The following is a 19170-nucleotide window of genomic DNA, read 5'->3' as shown; positions in this document are numbered from 1 at the left end:
AGCGCCCAGGTGACGCACGGTGAGCGCACCGTCGTCGCCGGGTACCGTCGACCCCGTGAACGGAGTCGGAGTCCTCGACGAGGCCGGCCGCCTGCGGCTGCTCGGTGCCGGTGCGACCGGTGCCGCGTTCGCCGTCGTGCTCGTCGTCCTCGTGGCGTCGTCGTGGACGGAACCGACCCCTGCGCTGCTCGTCGGCCTCGGCATCCCGTCGGCCGCCGTGGGCACCACCATCGCGGTGGTGCTGCAGCGCCGCTCGTGGCGCGCCGAGGGCGGGTACGAGCGGAGCGTCGTCGTCCGGAACTGGGTGCTCGACGGCGAGGTGCCGTCGACCGTGCCGGCCGCCGAGTGGATCCCACTCGTGCAGGCGCAGGCCGAGCGCGAGGTCGCCGGCTGGGGGAAGATCGTCCTGTCGACCATCTGGATCCTGATGACGTGGTCGATGCGCGACCAGCACGGACCCGTCATCACGACCATGCTGATCCTGCTCTGGATCGGCCTCGGCACGTGGAGCGCGCTCTGGGTGATCCCCCGCGCGCGGGCCGCCAAGCGACTGCTACGGCGCGGGGTCGCCACGCTGACCTGATCCCCCGCGGGCCCGGCCTGGGTACGCTCGCCGTCATGCAGAGTCGCACCCTCGGCCGTACCGGCCGCACCGTGTCCGTCGTCGGCCTCGGCACCTGGCAGTTCGGCGGTGACTGGGGTCCCGTGTCGGACGCCGACGCGAACGCCGTCATGGACGCCTCCGTCGAGTCCGGCGTCACCCTGTTCGACACGGCCGACGTCTACGGCGACGGCCGGAGCGAGCAGCTCATCGGCGCGTGGCGCTCGGCGAACCCCGACGTCCCGCTGACCATCACGACGAAGATGGGCCGACGCGCCGAACAGGTGCCGTCCAACTACGTCGCCGCCAACTTCCGCGAGTGGGTCGACCGCTCGCGCCGCAACCTGCAGCAGGACACCCTCGACCTCGTCCAGCTGCACTGCCCGCCGACCGAGGTCTACGCCGACGACGCCGTGTACGACGCGCTCGACGCGCTCGTCGCCGACGGCTCGATCGCCGCCTACGGCGTCAGCGTCGAGACCACCGACCAGGCCCTCACCGCGATCGCCCGTCCCGGCGTCGCAACCGTCCAGATCATCCTCAACGCGTTCCGGCTGAAGCCGCTCGACCGCGTGCTCCCGGCCGCACGGGAGGCAGGGGTCGGCATCCTCGCGCGGGTCCCGCTGGCATCGGGGTTGCTGTCCGGCAAGTACACGGCGGACACGTCCTTCGCCGAGGGCGACCACCGCAACTACAACCGCCACGGCGAGGCGTTCGACCAGGGCGAGACCTTCAGCGGGGTCGACTTCGAGGACGGCGTGCGTGCCGCGCAGGTCTTCGCCGCGTCGCTGCCGGACGCCGTCCCGGTTCCGCAGGCCGCGCTCGCCTGGGTCATCGCCCAGGACGGCGTCACCGCGGCGATCCCGGGTGCCCGCAACCCCGAGCAGGCCCGGTCGAACGCCGGCGCCGGCTCGCTCCCCGAGGTGCCCGGCCTCGACGAGACCGTCCGCGAACTGTACGACGAGTGGTTCCGCGCCGCCGTGCACGACCGATGGTGAGGCCGGCGGCCGTCGGCGCGGCGATCGCGGCCCTCACGGTCGTTGCGCTCATCGCGGGCGGGACGACCCCGGCGGACGGTACCTCGCGGTCCGCTCCCCCGTGGCCCGCGCCGACGACCCTCGCCGAGCACGCGGACGACGCCGGACTGCGGAACGTCTGGGGCGAGCGACTCGCCGAGCACGTGCACACCCACCTGACGATCCTCGACGGCGACGAGCCCGTGACGGTGCCCGCGAACGTCGGGCACTCGGACACCCGGCGGTTCGCCGCGCAGCTGCACACGCACGACACCTCGGGCATCCTGCACGTCGAGTCGCCCACCCGGCAGACCTTCACGCTCGGGCAGTTCTTCGACGAGTGGGGCGTCTCGCTCGGTCCCGCGCACGTCGGCGGGCTCCGCGGCGAGCTCACCGTGTGGGTCGACGGCCGACGGTACTTCGGCAATCCGCGCTCCATCGCCCTGACGAACCGCCGCGAGGTCGTGCTCGACGTCACGACGATCGGCGAGGTGCCGCACCTGCCGCAGCCCTTCGACTGGCCTGCGCAGTACCGCTGACCCCGGTCAGGCCTCCTTCGGGGCGGTCCAGGACCGGTCGAGGTCCCACTCGTCCACCGCCCCCGCCGGCAGCTGCCACACGTACTCGTTCTTGAGCTTCCGACCGTCCTCGCGGAAGGGCCCGGTGCGGTACGGGTAGAACGCCACCGTCGGCAGGGTCCCGGGCGGCGCGGTCCGGATCGCGTTCGAGAAGTCCTTGTTCAGCCGCCGCAGTTCGGCCACGACGGCAGGGCGGGCACCGTCGGCGTCGAACCCGGACGCGCCGGACGCGAGCTGGAACGCGATGTGCAGCTGCCGGTCGCCGCGGTCGTCCTCGTAGCTGATGAGCCGGTGGTTCTCGACCGCCTCGAGCAGCGCCGGATCGCCGTAGACCACGTCGCGGACGACGTCGGGTGCGACGACCGCGCCGTTGTAGTCGACGGACAGGTCGGACCGGCCGTAGTGGAACAGCAGCGGCAGGTCGAGCTGGGCGGAGTCGGCCAGCGCGTCGAACCCGTGCTCGCGCAGGGTCCGGCGGACCGCGGGCATCCGCACGACGTGCCCACGGTCGTGGATGTTGTACCGGATCCGGGGGCTGATGTTCTCGGAGCGGGCGATCGTCACGACGAGTTCGCCGCGCTCGTTCGTCTCGATGAGGTACCCGAACGGGTTGAACTGGAACACCATCGGCAGGACGCCGTACTCCCCCTGCTTCGTCAGCGCCGCCGACAGCTCCGGTGACGCCGCGATCGCCCGCCGCAGTTCGACGGAGAACGGGGTCTCGATGCCGAGGTTGATCTCGAGGTCGCTCGCACCGTAGGACCCGAGCACCGCCTGCGCGTACTGCTCGATGTGCGCGCGCATGTTCTCGCTGATGCCCTCGCCGCCGAACGCCGCGACGATCGTGTACGCGCTCCAGTCGAGCCGATCGTCCTCGAACAGCGCCTTGAGGAACGGCGGGTAGCTGCAGATGACGTACGTGAAGTCGGTGCCGAACTCCCGCATCGTCTGCACGATCTTGTCGCGGTCCGGCCCGATCGACTTGATCATCGAGGACTCGGTGAGCGACGCCGTCACGTTCATGCCCGTGGCCCACGCCCCGAGCGAGAACGCGTTGAGCACGAACGGCTGCTTCGGCAGGCCCTTCGCGGTCCGCGAGAACCCGAGCTGCAGCAGCTGCCGGGTCGCCTGCCGTTCGTCGGGGCCGCGGACCCAGCTGGTGGGCGTGCCGCTCGACCCGCTCGACTCGTCGACGACCACGCCGCGGCGGGGCAGCCGACCGTCGACGCAGCGCTCGGGGATGCTCCAGCGCTTGACGTAGGAGTCCTTGTCCATCTCGGGCAGCCCCGAGATCGCTGCGGCGATCCCGCCACTCGTGTCCAGCCGGGAGGCGCGACCCGCCTCCGCCAGGAATGCCCCGTAGGCGGGCACCCGCCGTGCAGCGCGCTCGGCCGTCCGCCAGGCACGCCAGCGTCCGAGGGTCCAGCGGAGCGGCTCGATGCCCGGCGTGAGCAGGAGCTTGTGCGTGCCGACGCGCGGCATGAAGAGCGCCACGATCGTCTCGACGACCCAGACCACCGAGAACACCGCCGCGCGCTTCACCGGGCACCCCCGATCGTCATAGACGCTGCGGGTCTGCGGTGCGCCAGCGGCGGCGGGGCGCTGTGGCCGAGCCGGAAGAGCATCCACGCCATCCGACCGTCGGACTCGTCGACGCCGGCACGCTGGACGAACGCGGCGTGCGATCGGGGGTTCGTGATCACGGTGCCGAACGGGTGCAGGGCGATGCCGCGCGCCGTCAGCTCGAGCCAGATCCGCATGAACGTCCGGCCGGCCTCGACGTACTCGGCCGGCGACGAGAACGGTCCCTCGAGCCAGCCGAGCTGCCGGACCCCGCGCATCGTCGACAGGTACACGCGCCGGAAGAGCCCGCCGACGCCGGGCGCCTCCCAGAGCCCGCGGTGCTCCATCGCGAACCGGAGCACCGGGCCGGGCATGAGCATCGTCTCGGCCGACAGCCCGTCGCCGGTCTCCGCCGCCTGCCGTTTCGAGAACCGCAGCCAGTGCAGGATCTCCTCGTGCACGGCGTCGTGCCGCAGGTCGTCGAACAGGGTCTCCTGGTTGACCCGGACGATCTCGTCGACGACGGCCCGGTCCGCGGTGGTGCGGAAGCGCTGGCCCGCGGCCGACGCGATGGCGGACACGGCCTCGATCGCGGACTCGTCCACCAGGGTCGCGTCGTAGGGCCTGCGCGACGTGCGCCGCGCGAGGAAGCGGGCCAGCGCCTCCCGGTCGTCCGCCGTCGCGGCGCGCGGGCGCAACGCGACGGTGCCCAGCCGGTGCAGCCGGTCGTCGGACCCAGGGTCGGCGTCGAGCCGCCCGAAGTCCATCTCGGCGTGGTCCAGCCGTTCCTGCACGGCGAACCCGTGCGCCCGTGCGACCACGTCGAGCCCGGCCAGGAACACCCCGGCGCAGACGTGGCCGAACGGGATGCCGAACGACTCGGCCGGCAGGCCCCGCCGCAGGTCGTAGAACACGGTCGCGGTGCGGTCGTCCTCGACGCGCACGACGATCGGTTGCGAGTTGTGCGGCGACGGGTAGTGCCGCGCGTCCTCGATGATGCCCGTCCACGGTGATGCCATCGGTTCCCCCTCGGTGGTCTCTGGCGTCGATCATACGAACGCCCGGTGACGCGCATGCCGCTCGGGGAATGCCCGGGGGCGCGCGCACGCGTACGCTCTCGCCATGACCACGATCCGGACCGGCACCGACCTCGCCGCCGTCGAGGACGTGATCGTCGGCATCACCGCGCACGGCGAGCGGTACCTCGCCCGGGTGTTCACCCCGCGCGAGCGCGCCGACGCGGGCGACGACCCGGAGCGCCTCGCCGCCCGGTTCGCCGGCAAGGAGGCCGTGCTGAAGCTGCTGCGGCCGGCCCGCACGGACGCGGTGCCGCTGACCGACGTCGCCGTGGTGCTCGACCCCGTCGGCGCGCCGGTCGTGGAGCTGTCCGGACGGGCGGCGGAGCTCGCCGCGGACATCGGTTGCGGGGCCATCGCGGTGTCGCTGTCCCACGAACGGGGACTGGCGCTCGCCACCGCCGTCGCGCTGTCCGAGCGCTGATCGCGGCCGCTGGACACTTCCCTGTCAAAGCACTCAGGCTGCTCGCGCCGCGTGCGGTTTCGCGCACCCGCACGGCGGCTTTCCGGGGCGCGGTCCTCCCTATGGTTGCGAGCATGCACCAGGACCCGACCACTGCAGCGACCCCCGTCGCACTCGCCACCCCGACGACCGAGCTGGCCGTCCGGCGCGCCCTCGCCGACCACGGGCGGCTCGTCGTCGACGCCATGGACGTGGCGTCGATCGCCGACCTCTACGCCCTCGGACTGACCTCCCACGCCACCGTGAACGTCATGCTCGCGGTCGAGAACGAACTCGACGTGGAGTTCCCGGACGCAGCGCTGCACCGGTCGACGTTCGCGACCATCGAGTCGATCGCCACGGCAGCGGAGTCGGCAGCGTGATCACCGAGGAGCGCCCGACCAGCGCCGCACCCGCCAGGGCCGCCGCCGCGCCGGTGGACCGGTTCGCCGACCGCACCGCGCTCGTCGTCGACATCGCCGCCCGGTTCGCCGACGAGGTCGACCGCGACGCCCGTCCCCCGCGCGAGGCGATCGCCGCGATGAAGGAGCACGGCCTCCTCGCCGCCGCCGTCCCGGTGGAGCTCGGTGGTGAGGGCGCCACCCTCGCCGAGCTCTCCGTCATCGCGACCGAACTCGGTCGCGCGTGCGCCGCCACCGCCATGGTGTTCGCGATGCACCACGGGCAGGCCATGGCGCTCTGGCGGCACGGCGGGGTCGCCCTCGGCGTCACCGCGATGATCGAGGCCGTGCGCGACGGCGCGCTCGTCGCCTCGTCCACCACGGAACGCGGCATCGGTGGCGACGCCCGACGGAGCACCTGCGCCATCGAGCCCGACCAGGCCGGACGCATCCGGCTCCGCAAGGACGCCCCGGTCATCTCCTACGCGACCGAGGCCGACGCGATCCTCGTCACCGCCCGGCGCGACCTCGACGCACCGGCGTCCGACCAGCGGCTCGTCATCGCCCTGCCCGACGAGACGACCCTCACGCAGACCTCGACCTGGGACACGCTCGGCCTCCGCGGCACCTGCAGCAACGGCTGGGTGCTCGACACCGAGACCCACGAGGACCGCATCCTCCGCGACGACTACGCCACGATCTCCGCCCGCACGGTCCTGCCCGTGTCGCACGTCCTCTGGGCGTCGGTGTGGCTCGGGATCGCGGCGGACGCCGCCGACCGCGCCCGCCGCGCCGTCCGCAAGCAGGCACGCGCCGCCGTGGGCCAGACCCCGCCGGGTGCGCTCCGGCTCGCCGAGCTCCTCGTCGACCTGCAGTCGCTCGCCGACGCCGTGCGGCACGCCGCGAACCGCTTCGACCAGGTCGCGGACGACCCCGAGGTGCTCGAGTCGACGGCGTACGCCCTCGCGGCGAACGCCCTGAAGATCAACGCCTCGGAACAGGTCACCGACCTCGTCACGAAGGCGCTGCGGATCGTCGGCATCGCCGGGTTCGCCGCCAGCGGGGAGCTCAGCATCGCCCGCCACCTCCGAGACTCGCACGGTGCCGCCGTCATGGTGAGCAACGACCGTCTCCTGCAGAACGACGCCGCACTGGCACTCATGACCGGAGCAATCCTGTGACCATCACCGAACCCACCAGCACCCGGGCCGAGCCCGGCACCGACCTCGACACCGCCCGCGCGACGCTGCGTGCGCGACTCCTCGACGACGGTGTCCTGATCGACCTCGGCTCGCCCGGCCTCTACGGCCGCGCGGGCGTCTTCGAGCGCGTGTACACCGCGGTCGACGCCGCTGCCGTGGCGAGCCAGCGGGACCTCGGTGCCGACGTCCTGCGCTTCCCGCCGGTCGAGCCGCTCGCCGCGTTCGAGCGCACCGACTACATCGCGTCGTTCCCGGACCTCGCCGCGTCGATCTCCGGGTTCACCGGCGACGACCGGACCCACCGCGCGCTGCTCGCCGCACGCGAGCGCGGTGAGCGGTGGGAGGACTTCCTCGAGCCGGCCGACCTGATGCTCACCCCCGCGGTGTGCCACCCGGTGTACGGCCTCGTGGGCGACACGGTCCCCCAGGAGGGCCGCTTCTTCGACATCGTCGGCGACTCGTTCCGCCGCGAGCCGTCCCTCGACCCGATGCGGCTGCAGGCGTTCCACATGCACGAGTTCGTGCACATCGGGACGCCCGCGTCCGCGCAGGAGCACCGCGACGGCCGCATCCCGAGCATGCGCGCGCTGCTCGAGTCCTTCGGGCTCGAGATCGACGTCGTCCCGGCCAACGACCCGTTCTTCGGGCGGGTCGGGCAGATGCTCGCCCGCAACCAGGTCGAGCAGGCGCTCAAGTTCGAGTTCGTCACGCCCGTCTACGGACCGGAGCACCCGGCCACCGCGATCAGCTCGGCGAACCTGCACGAGGACCACTTCGGCACGTCCTTCGGCATCCGGACCGCCGACGGCGAGGTCGCCCACAGCGCGTGCGTCGCGTTCGGGCTCGAGCGCATCACGATCGCCCTGTTCGCCGCCCACGGCACGGACCCCGACGCGTGGCCGGCTCCGGTCCGCGCGGCCCTGGCCCTGTGAGCACCCACCACGGCTGGTCGGGCCGACCCGCGCTCCGCGTCGCCGTGCAACTGCCGGCCGCCGCGCGAGCCGGGGTCGTGCTCTGCCCGCCGCTCGGCCAGGAGGGCGTGATCGCGTACCGCACGCTGCGCCTGCTGGCCGACCGACTGGAGGCGCGTGGCGTGGCCTCGGTGCGCTACGACCCGTCCGGACGTGGCGACTCCGCCCCCGACGACGACCCCGACGCGCAGGTGCGGTCCGCGCAGCGTGCCGCCGCGCTGCTGCGCTCCACCGGCGTCGACCAGGTCGCCTTCGTCGGACTCGCGTCCGCCGCGCCGATCGCCGCGGGCGCCGCGGCCGCGACCGACGGCCTGGTCCTCTGGGACCCGCCGGCCTCGGGACGCGCGTGGCTCCGGAAGCAGCGCGCCCTGGCGACCATCACGATCGGTGCCACCCGCGTCCTCGACGGACTCGAGAGCCTCGTCGGCATCGACGTCGACCCCGCCGAGGCGACCGCACTCGGCGCACTGACCTTCCAGCCGCGCACCGGCCCGACCGTGGCGCTCGTCCGCCCGGGCAGCAGCGCCCCCCGCGCCCTCGGTCCGGTGCCGACGACCGAGGTCACCGGGAGCGCCGAGCTCCTCGACGGCACGAGCATGGTCGCCCGGATCCCCGGTTCCGCCGTCGACACCGTCGTGGCGTGGATCGACGCCTGGGCACCGATCGTCGCCGTGCCGACCGTGCCGCCGACGCTCGACGAGGTCCTCGACGTGGACGCCCGCACCTCCGAGCGCATCGTCCGGATCGGTCCCGAGCGGCTCTTCGCCGTCGAGACCGTCGCGTCCGGACAGCACGAGGACGCCCCCGTCGTCGTCCTGCACAACGGTGCCGCCGAGCACCACGTCGGCGCCACCGACTACCAGGTCGCCCTCGCCCGGACGCTGGCGCGGGACGGTGCTCGCGTGGTCCGCGTCGACCGCCGGGGCACCGGCGAGAGCTCCGACGTGTACGAGGACGAGCGGTCCCCGATGTTCGCGCAGGAGTGGATCGACGACCAGCAGGCCGTCGTCGACGCACTGGCGGTGGCCTCCGAACGGCTGGTCCTCGTCGGGATGTGCGCCGGCGCCTGGCTCGCCGGACGGTCGGCCGACACCGCGCCCCGCATGGTCGTCGAGATCAGCCCCAACGACTACCGACGGAACACCGCCGCCGTCGGCGCCTACGCCGACGCCCTGCGTGCGATCGACGAGCCGTCGCGGCTGCGCCTCGTGCTCCGGCGCTGGTACAACGCCGCCGTGCCGAAGTGGGTGCGGGACCGCGTGGCCCGCCGCGACCGCGTGGGCGGGGTCGTCGGGCACGTCCGACCCCTCGTCGAGCACGGGACCGACGTCGTCCTGATCGCGTCGCCCGTGGACGTCGAGGTCTTCGACCGACTCGGTGGCCAGCGTGCCCTGCGTCGGTGGAGCAGCCGAGGCCGTACCGGCCGGGTGGACCTCGTGCGGGTGCCGGAGGGCGACCACTCGCTGTTCTCCCCGTTGATGCGCCAGGCCGTGCTCAGCGAGGTCCGGTCACGCGTGGCGTCGACGTTCCCCGTGCACGCCTGACCCGGGTCGGTCAGGCGAGGCCGAGCGTGTGCGCGACGGCGTCGGGGTGCTCGACGTGGGCGAAGTGCCCGCAGTCCTCGAGCAGCACGGTCCGCGCGCCGGGCAGCAGCGCGCCCAGTGCGTCGAGGTCGGAGACCCGGGCGAAGACGTCGTCCCGCCCGGCGATCGCCGTGACCGGGCAGGTCACGGCACGCCAGCGGTCGAGGTCGTAGGCGGCCGCGGCGCGGGCCGCTCCGGTGAAGCCGGCCGGCCGGAGCTCGTCGACGAAGGCGTCGAGCACGCTCGGGTCGAGCCGGCGCACGTGCGCGAAGACCGGCGCGGCGAGGAGCGGCAGCACCCCGATCGCCGCCAGTGCGCCCAGGAGCGGTCTGGCCGTCTCGCCGGTGATCGCGAGTCCGGCACGCAGCAGCGTGAACGCGGGGAGCGTCCGGAGCGCGCGCACCGGGTGTCGCGCCGCCCAGGCGGTCGCCACGGTCGTGCCGGAGACCAGCGCCACGGAGCGCACGCGTGCCGGGGCGAGGACGGCGAGGTGCATCGCGACGAAGGCGCCGAGGGAGTGCCCGACGACGTCGACGTCCGCGACCGACAGGGCGTCGAGCACCGCGGTGAGGACGGCGACCGCACGGTCGACGTCGATCGGCACGTCCGGCGCGGGAGACGATCCCCACCCGGGGAGGTCGACGAGCACGAGCCCGCGGTCGCCGACGCCGCCCGCGGTCTCGAGGAGCGGCGTCCACGTCGTCCACGAGCCGGCGACGCCGTGCACGAGGAGCATCGCGGCGCGTCCCGGCCGGTGGTGCACCACGACGGGACCGGCCTCGGTCGGCACGACCGTACGGCGGAGGCCCCACCGGGCCGCGTCCGCCGTGACCGGGAACGGCGCGTAGGCGTCCGTGGTGACCACCCGGCGGGCCGAGCGGTCGTCGACGGCGTGCACCGTGCCTCCTGTCCGCGACGCGTCGCGCGTCGTCTCAGCAGGTGTTCGGAACGCTAGGCGACGGCGACTGGTGCGGTGCAGGCGGCCAGACGGTCCAGCGCTGCGCGGTACTCGGTGACGTCGCGGGCGACGCCCGGCTCCGAGATGATCGAGGCCTTGATGCGGCCCTGCACGTCGATCACGAAGGTCGCACGGGTGGCGAAGCCCTTCTTGTCGAGGAAGACCCCGTACTCCTTCGACACGGCGCCGTGCGGCCAGAAGTCCGCGAGGAGCTCGAAGTCGTAGCCGTTCGACTCGGCGAACGAGCGGAGCGTCGCCTTCGAGTCGACCGAGATGCCGATGAGCTCGACACGCTGGTCCTGGAACATCGCGATGTTGTCCTGCAGCGTGCAGAGCTCGTTCGTGCAGGTCGACGAGAACGCGAGCGGGAAGAAGACCAGCGCGACCGGGCGGATGCCGCGGAAGTCGCTGAGGCGGACGTGCTCCCCGAACTGGTTCGGGAGTTCGAAGTCCGGCGCGAGCGAGCCGATCTCCAGTGCCATCAGTGGTGCTTCTTCCTCGGGCGTGGGGTGTGCCCGGTCATCGTCGTGCACGCACGGGTCGCGTGTGCACGATCGGCAATCGTACGCCGACGGCACCCGAATGCAAGCACCTGTCCACCCACACGTCACCATCAGCCTCTCGGTCGGTGCGGGGGCCTAGAGTGGTCGGGGCCCCATCCGGTCGTGACCCGACCAACCGGTGGCCCGCCATGTCCACCACCACGAGAACGAACGAGGTCAAGGGTGACGGTGAACGACCAGGACCCGTACAGCCACGGCAGCAGCGACCAGGACCCGGAGGAGACCGCCGAATGGCGTGAGTCCCTCGACGGGCTGGTCCGGACCCACGGCCACCAGCGTGGCCGCGAGATCATGCTGAGCCTGCTCAAGCGGTCCAAGGAACTGCACCTCGGTGTGCCGATGGTCCCGACCACGGACTACGTGAACACCATCGCGCCGGAGAACGAGCCCGAGTTCCCGGGCGACGAGGAGCTCGAGCGCCGCTACCGCCGGTGGATCCGGTGGAACGCCGCGATCACCGTGCACCGCGCGCAGCGTCCGGGCATCGCGGTCGGCGGCCACATCTCGACGTACGCGTCGAGCGCCGCCATGTACGAGGTCGGCTACAACCACTTCTTCCGCGCGCAGGACCACCCGTCCGGTGGCGACCAGGTGTTCTTCCAGGGGCACGCGTCCCCCGGCATGTACGCCCGCGCCTACATGGAAGGGCGCCTCGGCGAGGACCAGCTCGACGGCTTCCGCCAGGAGCAGTCGCACGCCGGCGGCGGACTCTCGTCCTACCCGCACCCGCGTCTCATGCCGCACTTCTGGCAGTTCCCGACCGTGTCGATGGGCATCGGCCCGATCAACGCGATCTACCAGGCGCAGCAGGCCAAGTACCTGTCCAACCGCGGCATCAAGGACGCGTCCGACCAGCAGGTCTGGGCGTTCCTCGGCGACGGCGAGATGGACGAGGTCGAGTCGCGCGGGCAGCTCCAGGTCGCGGCGAACGACGGCCTCGACAACCTGAACTTCGTGATCAACTGCAACCTGCAGCGTCTCGACGGTCCGGTGCGCGGCAACGGCAAGATCATCCAGGAGCTCGAGGCGTTCTTCCGCGGTGCCGGCTGGAACGTCATCAAGGTCGTCTGGGGCCGCGAGTGGGACGACCTGCTCGCCCGCGACACCGAGGGCGCGCTCCTCAACCTGATGAACCAGACGCCGGACGGCGACTACCAGACGTACAAGGCCGAGAACGGCGCGTACGTGCGCGAGAACTTCTTCGGGCGCGACCCGAAGGCGCTCGAGCTGGTCAAGGACTACACCGACGACCAGATCTGGAACCTCAAGCGCGGTGGGCACGACTACCGCAAGGTCTACGCCGCGTTCAAGGCCGCGACCGAGCACAAGGGCCAGCCGACCGTCATCCTCGCGAAGACGGTCAAGGGCTACGGCCTCGGCCCGAGCTTCGAGGGGCGCAACGCGACGCACCAGATGAAGAAGCTGACGCTCGACAACCTCAAGCAGTTCCGCGACGAGATGCGCATCCCGATCACGGACGCGCAGCTCGAGGAGAACCCCTACACGCCGCCGTACTACCACCCGGGCAACGACGACGAGGCGATCCAGTACATGCACGAGCGCCGGCGCGAGCTGGGCGGCTACGTGCCGGAACGTCGCACGAAGTACACGTCGATCACCCTCCCCGAGGACGCGAAGTACCAGGTCGTCAAGAAGGGCTCCGGCAAGCAGGAGATCGCCACCACCATGGCGTTCGCCCGACTGCTGAAGGACCTGCTCCGGTCCCCCGACTTCGGCAACCGCGTGGTGCCGATCATCCCCGACGAGGCGCGCACGTTCGGCATGGACGCGTACTTCCCGACGGCGAAGATCTACAACCCGAACGGGCAGCACTACACGTCCGTCGACCGCGAACTCCTCCTGGCCTACAAGGAGAGCCCGCAGGGCCAGATCATCCACGTCGGGATCAACGAGGCCGGCGCGATGGCGGCGTTCACCGCGGTCGGCACCTCGTACTCGACGCAGGGCGAACCGCTCATCCCGGTCTACGTCTTCTACTCGATGTTCGGGTTCCAGCGCACCGGCGACGCCATCTGGGCCGCCGGCGACCAGATGACCCGCGGCTTCATGATCGGCGCCACCGCAGGTCGCACGACGCTCACGGGCGAGGGCCTGCAGCACGCCGACGGCCACTCGCTGCTCCTCGCGACGACGAACCCGGCCGTGGTGTCCTACGACCCCGCGTACGGCTACGAGATCGGGCACATCGTGCAGGCCGGCCTCGACCGGATGTACGGCACGAACGAGGACGGCTCGCCGAAGCACGCCGACCCGAACGTCATGTACTACCTGACGGTCTACAACGAGCCGATCGTCCAGCCGGCGGAGCCCGAGGGCGTCGACGTCGACGGGATCGTCAAGGGCATGTACCTGCTCAACCGCAGCGAGCACGACGGCCCCAAGGCCCAGCTGCTCGCCTCGGGCGTGGCCGTGCCGTGGATCCTCGAGGCGCAGCAGCTGCTCGCCGAGGACTGGGGCGTGTCGGCCGACGTGTGGAGCGTCACGAGCTGGGGTGAGCTGTACCGCGACGGTCTCGCCGCGGAGCAGCACGCGTTCCTCAACCCGAACGAGGCGCCCCGCACCCCGTACGTGACCGAGCGTCTGCTCGGCACCGAGGGCCCGGTCGTCGCGGTGAGCGACTTCATGCACGCCGTGCAGGAGCAGATCCGTCCGTTCGTCCCGACCGACTACGCCACCCTGGGTGCCGACGGCTTCGGTTTCTCGGACACCCGTCCGGCCGCCCGCCGCTTCTTCCACATCGACGGCCCGTCGGTCGTCGTGCGGACGCTGCAGCAGCTCGCGAAGCAGGGCAAGGTCGACGGTGCACTCGTGCAGCAGGCGATCGACAAGTACCGTCTGCACGACGTGACCGCCGGCACCACGGGCAGCGCGGGCGGCGAGAGCTGATCAGCAGGTGACGACGGTCCGACCGGACTCCGAGAGCCAGGAGAGCGCGCGCGAGCGGGCGCTCTCCTGGCTCCGTCAGGTGTCCGGGGAACTCTCCACCGCCACGATCAAGCGGCTCGAGGACACCCTCCCCTGGTACAGCGAGATGCCACCGGGGCGGCGCTCCGCCGTGGGACTCGTGGCCCAGGCGGGCATCACCTCGTTCATCAGCTGGCTCGAGGGCACCGCGTCGACCCCGTGGATCGCCGCGGCGGACGTCTTCGGCTCGGCGCCCCGCGAGCTCCTGCGATCGGTGAGCCTGCAGCAGACGCTCCAGCTCATCCGCGTGGTCGTCACCGTGGTCGAGGAACGCGCCAAGGACGACGAGATGCTGCAGGAGGCGATCCTCAAGTACTCGCGGGACATCGCGTTCGCGGCGGCCGACGTCTACGCCCGTGCGGCCGAGGCCCGCGGGCTGTGGGACGCCCGGCTCGAGGCGCTCGTGGTCGACTCGATCCTGTCGGGTGAGTACGACGACGAGCTGCCCTCGCGCATCGCGGCACTCGGCTGGCACGGTCACGGCGAGGTCGCGGTACTGGTCGGCAACGCGCCGAAGCAGCTCGAGGTCGACCAGATCCGGCGGACCGCGCGGCACATGGACGCCGACGTGCTGATCGGCGTGCAGGGGTCACGCCTCGTCGTGGTGATCGGTCGCGCCACCCCGCGTGACGACGTGCCCGAGGGCGAGGAACCGGTGTCGTTCACCGCCATCGCGCAGGCGCTCGAACCCTCGTTCGGCGACGGACACCTGGTGCTCGGCAACGAGGTCCCCGGCGTCGTCGACGCGTCCACCAGCGCGAAGGGGGCCCTGGCCGGCTTCGCGGTGGCCCGTGCCTGGCGTGGTGCCCCGCGTCCGGCACTGGCGGACGACCTGCTGCCCGAACGCGCCCTCGCCGGCGACCCGCTCGCCCGGTCGGCGCTCGTCCAGCGGATCTACGTGCCGCTCAAGGACCAGTCGACGGAACTCCTGCAGACGCTCTGGTGCTACCTCGACACCGGCCGCTCGCTCGAGGCCACGGCGCGAGAGCTGTTCGTCCACCCGAACACGGTGCGCTACCGGCTGCGCCGCGTGGCGGACATCATCGGGTGGGACGCCACGCACGCGCGGGACGCCCTCATCGTCCAGTCCGCGCTCATCCTCGGCGCGATGTCCGAGTCGACGGCCGGGCGGCGCCGCATCCCGCACCGGCGGTGAACGCACCGTCGGTGAGCGCACCGTCGGTGCCGGTCGGCGCACCCGGTCCCGTCGGTGGGAAGTGCACAATGTCTCGTGGACATCGCTGTGGGAAGTCCACACGGGTGCGGCGCGGGGCGACCGGCAGGATTGTCCGGTGATCGTCGTCGTCGCGCCCGGACAGGGCTCCCAGACCCCCGGCTTCCTCGCCCCCTGGCTCGAGGACGCCACCGTCCGTGACCGCGTGGGAGCGTGGTCCGAGGCCATCGGCATCGACCTCGCCGCACACGGCACCGAGTCCGACGCCGAGACGATCAAGGACACCGCGCTCGCGCAGCCGCTCATCGTCGCCGCCGGCCTCATCACCGCCGACGCCCTGCTCGCCGACGGCCGCCGTGCCCTCGTGGGCGGTGTCGCCGGACACTCGGTCGGCGAGTTCACCGCCGCCGGGGTCGCCGGCATCCTCGAGCCGACGGACGCCATCGCCCTCGTCGCCGAGCGCGGTCGGGCCATGGCGGACGCCGCAGCGCTCGAACCCACCTCGATGGCAGCCGTGCTCGGCGGGGACGCCGACGCGGTCGCCGCCGCGCTCGAGGCGCACGGCCTCGTACCCGCGAACCACAACGGTGGCGGCCAGACGGTCGTCGCCGGTGCGGCAGACGCGATCGCCGCGCTCGTCGCCGACCCGCCGACCAAGGCCCGGGTCATCCCGCTCGCGGTCGCCGGCGCGTTCCACACCCGGTACATGGCCCCGGCCGTCGAGCGCGTCGCCCCCGTGGCGGCCGCCGCGACGGTGCACGACCCGACGCTGCCGATCTGGACCAACGCCGACGGCTCCCGGGTCGACGACGGCCGACGCTTCGTCGACCTGATGGTGCAGCAGATCCAGAGCCCGGTGCACTGGGACGCCGTGATGGAGTCCTTCGCGGCCGCCGGCGTCACCGGCATCATCGAACTCGCCCCCGCCGGTGCCCTCGTCGGCCTGGCGAAGCGCGGTCTGCGCGGCACGCCGACCGTCGCGATCAACACCCCCGACGACCTGCCCGCAGCGATCGACCTGCTGCAGAGCGCGGGCCAGGAAGCAGACGCAACCGCATGACCGAGTCCTCCACCCCGTCCGTCGCGAGCGACCAGGCGGAGCCGAACCGCGCCTCCCGTCCGCTGCTCCAGCAGCGCCGGGGCCACGAGTTCACCCGCATCCTCGCCTACGGCGCCGCCCGCGGCGAGAACGTCGTGCCGAACGACGACCTCATCGGCCCGATCGACTCGTCCGACGAGTGGATCCGCCAGCGCACCGGCATCGTCACGCGCAAGCGCGCCGGGGCCGACACCGAGGCGGTCGACCTCGCCGAGGCCGCCGCGCGCGAGGCCATCGCGAAGGCCGGCATCGAGCCGTCGCAGATCGGCGTCGTCCTCGTCAGCACCGTGACGCACACCGTCGCGACCCCGTCGATGGCCTCCCTGCTCGCCGAGCGGATCGGCGCGACGCCGGCCGCCGCGTACGACGTCAGCGCGGCGTGCGCCGGCTACGCGTACGGCATCGCCCAAGCCGACTCCTTCATCAAGTCCGGTCTCGCCGACCACGTGCTGGTCATCGGCGCCGAGAAGCTCAGCGACGTCGTCGACCCGACCGACCGCTCCATCTCGTTCCTCCTCGGAGACGGTGCCGGTGCGGCCGTGGTCGGCCCGAGCGACTTCCCCGGGATCGCGCCGACGATCTGGGGCTCCGACGGCTCGAAGTGGGACGCGATCGGCATGACCGCGACCTACAACGAGTGGGCCGCCGGAGCGCCGCGTCCGACCATGCGCCAGGCCGGGCAGACGGTCTTCCGCTGGGCGGTCTGGGAGATGGTGAAGGTCGCCCGCGAGGCGATCGAGGCCGCGGGGATCACTCCGTCGGACCTCGCCGCGTTCGTGCCGCACCAGGCGAACATCCGCATCATCGACGAGTTCGCCAAGCAGCTCGGCCTGCCGGACACGGTCGCCATCGCGCGCGACATCACCACGACCGGCAACACCTCCGCCGCGAGCATCCCGCTCGCCACGCACCGCCTGCTCGAAGAGCACCCGGACCTGTCGGGCGGCCTCGCCCTGCAGATCGGGTTCGGCGCCGGACTCGTGTTCGGCGCGCAGGTGGTCGTCCTCCCCTAGCCCACCCGGTCGCGCACCCGCGTGACCACCCCGACGAGCCTCCGGGCGCGCGACCGCCGCGTGCCCTAGGCTGGTCCACGGTCAAACGACACCCCCCTCAAGGAGAATCCCCATGGCCCTGTCCAACGAAGAAGTCCTCGCCGGCCTGGCCGAGCTGATCAACGACGAGACCGGCATCGCGACCGACACCGTCGCCGCCGACAAGTCGTTCACCGACGACCTCGACATCGACTCGATCTCGATGATGACCATCGTCGTGAACGCCGAAGAGAAGTTCGACGTGAAGATCCCCGACGAAGAGGTCAAGAACCTCAAGACCGTGGGCGACGCCGTCGACTACATCGTCAAGGCACAGGCCTGACGCGAGCTTCCTGAGCGCCGCGGCCCCGGCGGACCAGCCGCGGGCCGCGGCGCTCACCTCGTCCACCGGACCGACCCTGGTCGGCCCACACGCGTCCGGCGTCCGTCGGACCACCCCGGCCCGGCGTTCGTCGGTCCGCCCCGGCTCCGTCCGGCTCCGCCACGAGCGGCCGGACGTCCTCACGAAAGAACACGTCGTTCCATGACCAACAAGACCGTCGTCGTCACCGGGATCGGTGCGATCACACCCCTCGCCGCGACCGCACCGGAGACGTGGGACGCGCTGCTCGCCGGCACGTCCGGCATCACCCGCATCGAGGACCCGCGCTACGCCGAGCTCGAGCTCCCCGTCGAGTTCGCCGGCCAGTCGCGCCGGTTCCTCACCGACCAGCTCACCCGCCCCGAGTCGAAGCGCCTCGACCCCTCGTCACAGCTGTCGCTCGTCGCCGCGCGCGAGGCCTGGGCCGACGCCGGCATCGACGCCGAGACCGTCGTCCCCGAACGCCTCATCGTCGACTGGGCGACCGGCATCGGTGGCGTGAACACCCTGCTCGACGCCTGGGACACCCTGCGTGAGAAGGGCCCGCGTCGCGTCCTGCCGATGACGGTGCCGATGCTCATGGCGAACGGCCCGGCCGCCGCCATCGAGATGGAGTTCGGCGCCCGCGGCGGTGCGCGCACCTACCTGTCGGCGTGCGCGTCCTCGACCGAGTCCCTCGCCGAGGCCTACCGCCACGTCGCGACCGGCGAGGCCGACATCGTCATCACCGGTGGCGCCGAGGCCGCGCTGCACCCGCTGCCCCTCGCGGCGTTCGCCTCGATGCAGGCGCTCTCCCGCCGCAACGACTCCCCCGAGACCGCCTCGCGTCCGTACGACGTCACGCGCGACGGCTTCGTGCTCGCGGACGGCGCCGCGGCGCTCATCCTCGAGACCAAGGAGCACGCCGAGGCCCGCGGCGCCAAGATCTACGCCGAGGTCGCCGGAGCCGGCATCACCTCGGACGCGTTCCACATCACCGCGCCCGACCCCGAGGGCAGCGCCGCCGCCCGCGCCGTCCTGCAGGCGCTCGAGCACGCCGGCGCCTCCCGCGAGGACGTCGTCCACGTCAACGCGCACGCCACCTCGACCCCCGTGGGCGACGTGGCCGAGTACCACGCGATGCGTCGGGTCTTCGGCGACCACCTCGACCAGGTCGTGGTGTCCGCCACGAAGGCGTCGACCGGCCACCTGCTCGGTGGTGCCGGTGCGATCGAGGCCGCGTTCACGGCCCTCGCGCTGCACAACCGGGTCGCGCCGCCGACGATCAACCTCACCGAGCAGGACCCGGAGATCGTGATGGACGTCGCCACGTCGCCGCGCGAGCTGCCGCAGGGCGACCTGCTCGCCGTGAGCAACTCGTTCGGGTTCGGTGGGCACAACGCCGTGGTCGCGTTCCGCAGCGTCTGAGTCCGTCCGTCCGGTCCGTCCGGTCCGGCCGGTCCTGGAGGCCCGTCCCGCGTCGTCGGGGCGGGCCTCCGTCGTTCCCGCGGCCGGTCCGGGCGCGGCGCGCTCCCCGCGGCCGCGGCCGCGGGCGCAGCGCGTGGC

At 72.4% G+C, this 19170-nt stretch carries 18 protein-coding genes; 14 read left to right on the top strand and 4 right to left on the bottom strand.

The annotated features are described in order from the left end of the window. Positions 1-55: 55 nt before the first annotated feature. Genes ACNQOV_RS11530 through ACNQOV_RS11520 form a run of 3 tightly spaced genes read left to right on the top strand, consistent with a single transcriptional unit; the run spans position 56 to position 2156 of the window. Positions 56-583, top strand: a complete 528-nt coding sequence (locus tag ACNQOV_RS11530) for a hypothetical protein (protein ID WP_416394582.1) — start codon at positions 56-58, stop codon at positions 581-583. A gap of 35 nt (positions 584-618) precedes the next feature. After that, the gene (locus ACNQOV_RS11525; protein WP_416394581.1) at positions 619-1599 is read left to right on the top strand and encodes an aldo/keto reductase; all 981 of its coding nucleotides are present in this window, start codon (positions 619-621) and stop codon (positions 1597-1599) included. Then, complete coding sequence (locus ACNQOV_RS11520; protein WP_416394580.1) at positions 1593-2156, top strand: hypothetical protein; 564 nt, start codon at positions 1593-1595, stop codon at positions 2154-2156. The genes ACNQOV_RS11525 and ACNQOV_RS11520 overlap by 7 nt, the downstream gene beginning before the upstream one ends. Before the next feature lie 6 nt (positions 2157-2162). Here ACNQOV_RS11520 and ACNQOV_RS11515 read toward each other — a convergent pair whose 3' ends face one another. Together ACNQOV_RS11515 and ACNQOV_RS11510 are read right to left on the bottom strand one after the other, a co-directional pair. Then, on the bottom strand, positions 2163-3737 hold the full coding sequence (locus ACNQOV_RS11515) for a phenylacetate--CoA ligase family protein (RefSeq protein WP_416394579.1): 1575 nt from the start codon (positions 3735-3737) through the stop codon (positions 2163-2165). Beyond that, positions 3734-4777 carry a hypothetical protein gene (locus ACNQOV_RS11510; protein WP_416394578.1) on the bottom strand — a complete coding sequence of 348 codons (1044 nt, stop codon included), beginning with the start codon at positions 4775-4777 and terminating at the stop codon, positions 3734-3736. The genes ACNQOV_RS11515 and ACNQOV_RS11510 overlap by 4 nt, the downstream gene beginning before the upstream one ends. A 103-nt stretch (positions 4778-4880) precedes the next feature. On the opposite strand from ACNQOV_RS11510, the gene ACNQOV_RS11505 reads away from it, so the two are divergent. From ACNQOV_RS11505 to ACNQOV_RS11485, 5 genes are all read left to right on the top strand, one after another. After that, complete coding sequence (locus tag ACNQOV_RS11505; protein ID WP_402262335.1) at positions 4881-5258, top strand: holo-ACP synthase; 378 nt, start codon at positions 4881-4883, stop codon at positions 5256-5258. Positions 5259-5371: 113 nt separating this feature from the next. Further along, positions 5372-5659 carry an acyl carrier protein gene (locus ACNQOV_RS11500; protein ID WP_042723988.1) on the top strand — a complete coding sequence of 96 codons (288 nt, stop codon included), beginning with the start codon at positions 5372-5374 and terminating at the stop codon, positions 5657-5659. Next, positions 5656-6858, top strand: coding sequence for an acyl-CoA dehydrogenase family protein (locus ACNQOV_RS11495; RefSeq protein ID WP_022907987.1), 1203 nt, complete (start codon positions 5656-5658; stop codon positions 6856-6858). Before ACNQOV_RS11500 ends, ACNQOV_RS11495 begins: the two co-directional genes overlap by 4 nt. Further along, positions 6855-7811, top strand: coding sequence for an amino acid--[acyl-carrier-protein] ligase (locus tag ACNQOV_RS11490; RefSeq protein ID WP_416394577.1), 957 nt, complete (start codon positions 6855-6857; stop codon positions 7809-7811). The genes ACNQOV_RS11495 and ACNQOV_RS11490 overlap by 4 nt, the downstream gene beginning before the upstream one ends. Further along, on the top strand, positions 7808-9394 hold the full coding sequence (locus ACNQOV_RS11485) for an alpha/beta hydrolase (RefSeq protein ID WP_416394576.1): 1587 nt from the start codon (positions 7808-7810) through the stop codon (positions 9392-9394). The genes ACNQOV_RS11490 and ACNQOV_RS11485 overlap by 4 nt, the downstream gene beginning before the upstream one ends. 10 nt (positions 9395-9404) lie before the next feature. On the opposite strand, the gene ACNQOV_RS11480 is transcribed toward ACNQOV_RS11485, so the two are convergent. Both ACNQOV_RS11480 and ACNQOV_RS11475 read right to left on the bottom strand, forming a co-directional pair. Next, positions 9405-10331: an alpha/beta fold hydrolase gene (locus ACNQOV_RS11480; RefSeq protein WP_416394575.1), complete on the bottom strand. Its 927-nt coding sequence runs from the start codon at positions 10329-10331 to the stop codon at positions 9405-9407. 53 nt (positions 10332-10384) lie between these two features. Beyond that, positions 10385-10873, bottom strand: a complete 489-nt coding sequence (locus tag ACNQOV_RS11475) for a peroxiredoxin (RefSeq protein WP_402262322.1) — start codon at positions 10871-10873, stop codon at positions 10385-10387. Positions 10874-11116: 243 nt separating this feature from the next. Here ACNQOV_RS11475 and aceE point away from each other — a divergent pair, with 243 nt between their 5' ends. The 6 genes from aceE (at position 11117) to ACNQOV_RS11445 (ending at position 19032) form a co-directional block, all read left to right on the top strand. Continuing rightward, on the top strand, positions 11117-13861 hold the full coding sequence (gene aceE, locus ACNQOV_RS11470) for a pyruvate dehydrogenase (acetyl-transferring), homodimeric type (protein WP_402262319.1): 2745 nt from the start codon (positions 11117-11119) through the stop codon (positions 13859-13861). A gap of 7 nt (positions 13862-13868) precedes the next feature. Continuing rightward, complete coding sequence (locus ACNQOV_RS11465) at positions 13869-15095, top strand: PucR family transcriptional regulator (protein WP_022906374.1); 1227 nt, start codon at positions 13869-13871, stop codon at positions 15093-15095. 136 nt (positions 15096-15231) lie between these two features. After that, on the top strand, positions 15232-16173 hold the full coding sequence (locus ACNQOV_RS11460; RefSeq protein WP_416394574.1) for an ACP S-malonyltransferase: 942 nt from the start codon (positions 15232-15234) through the stop codon (positions 16171-16173). Further along, a complete protein-coding gene (locus ACNQOV_RS11455) occupies positions 16170-17225 on the top strand; it encodes a beta-ketoacyl-ACP synthase III (protein ID WP_416394573.1) in 1056 nt (351 codons plus the stop codon). Before ACNQOV_RS11460 ends, ACNQOV_RS11455 begins: the two co-directional genes overlap by 4 nt. A gap of 112 nt (positions 17226-17337) precedes the next feature. Beyond that, the gene (locus tag ACNQOV_RS11450; protein ID WP_022903951.1) at positions 17338-17586 is read left to right on the top strand and encodes an acyl carrier protein; all 249 of its coding nucleotides are present in this window, start codon (positions 17338-17340) and stop codon (positions 17584-17586) included. Positions 17587-17787: 201 nt separating this feature from the next. Next, on the top strand, positions 17788-19032 hold the full coding sequence (locus ACNQOV_RS11445) for a beta-ketoacyl-[acyl-carrier-protein] synthase family protein (RefSeq protein WP_022906377.1): 1245 nt from the start codon (positions 17788-17790) through the stop codon (positions 19030-19032). Positions 19033-19170 lie beyond the last annotated feature (138 nt).

The sequence above is a fragment of the Curtobacterium sp. LFS084 genome (genome assembly GCF_047977705.1).
Taxonomy (GTDB): Bacteria; Actinomycetota; Actinomycetes; order Actinomycetales; family Microbacteriaceae; genus Curtobacterium.
This window is presented reverse-complemented; position numbering and strand designations above follow the sequence as displayed.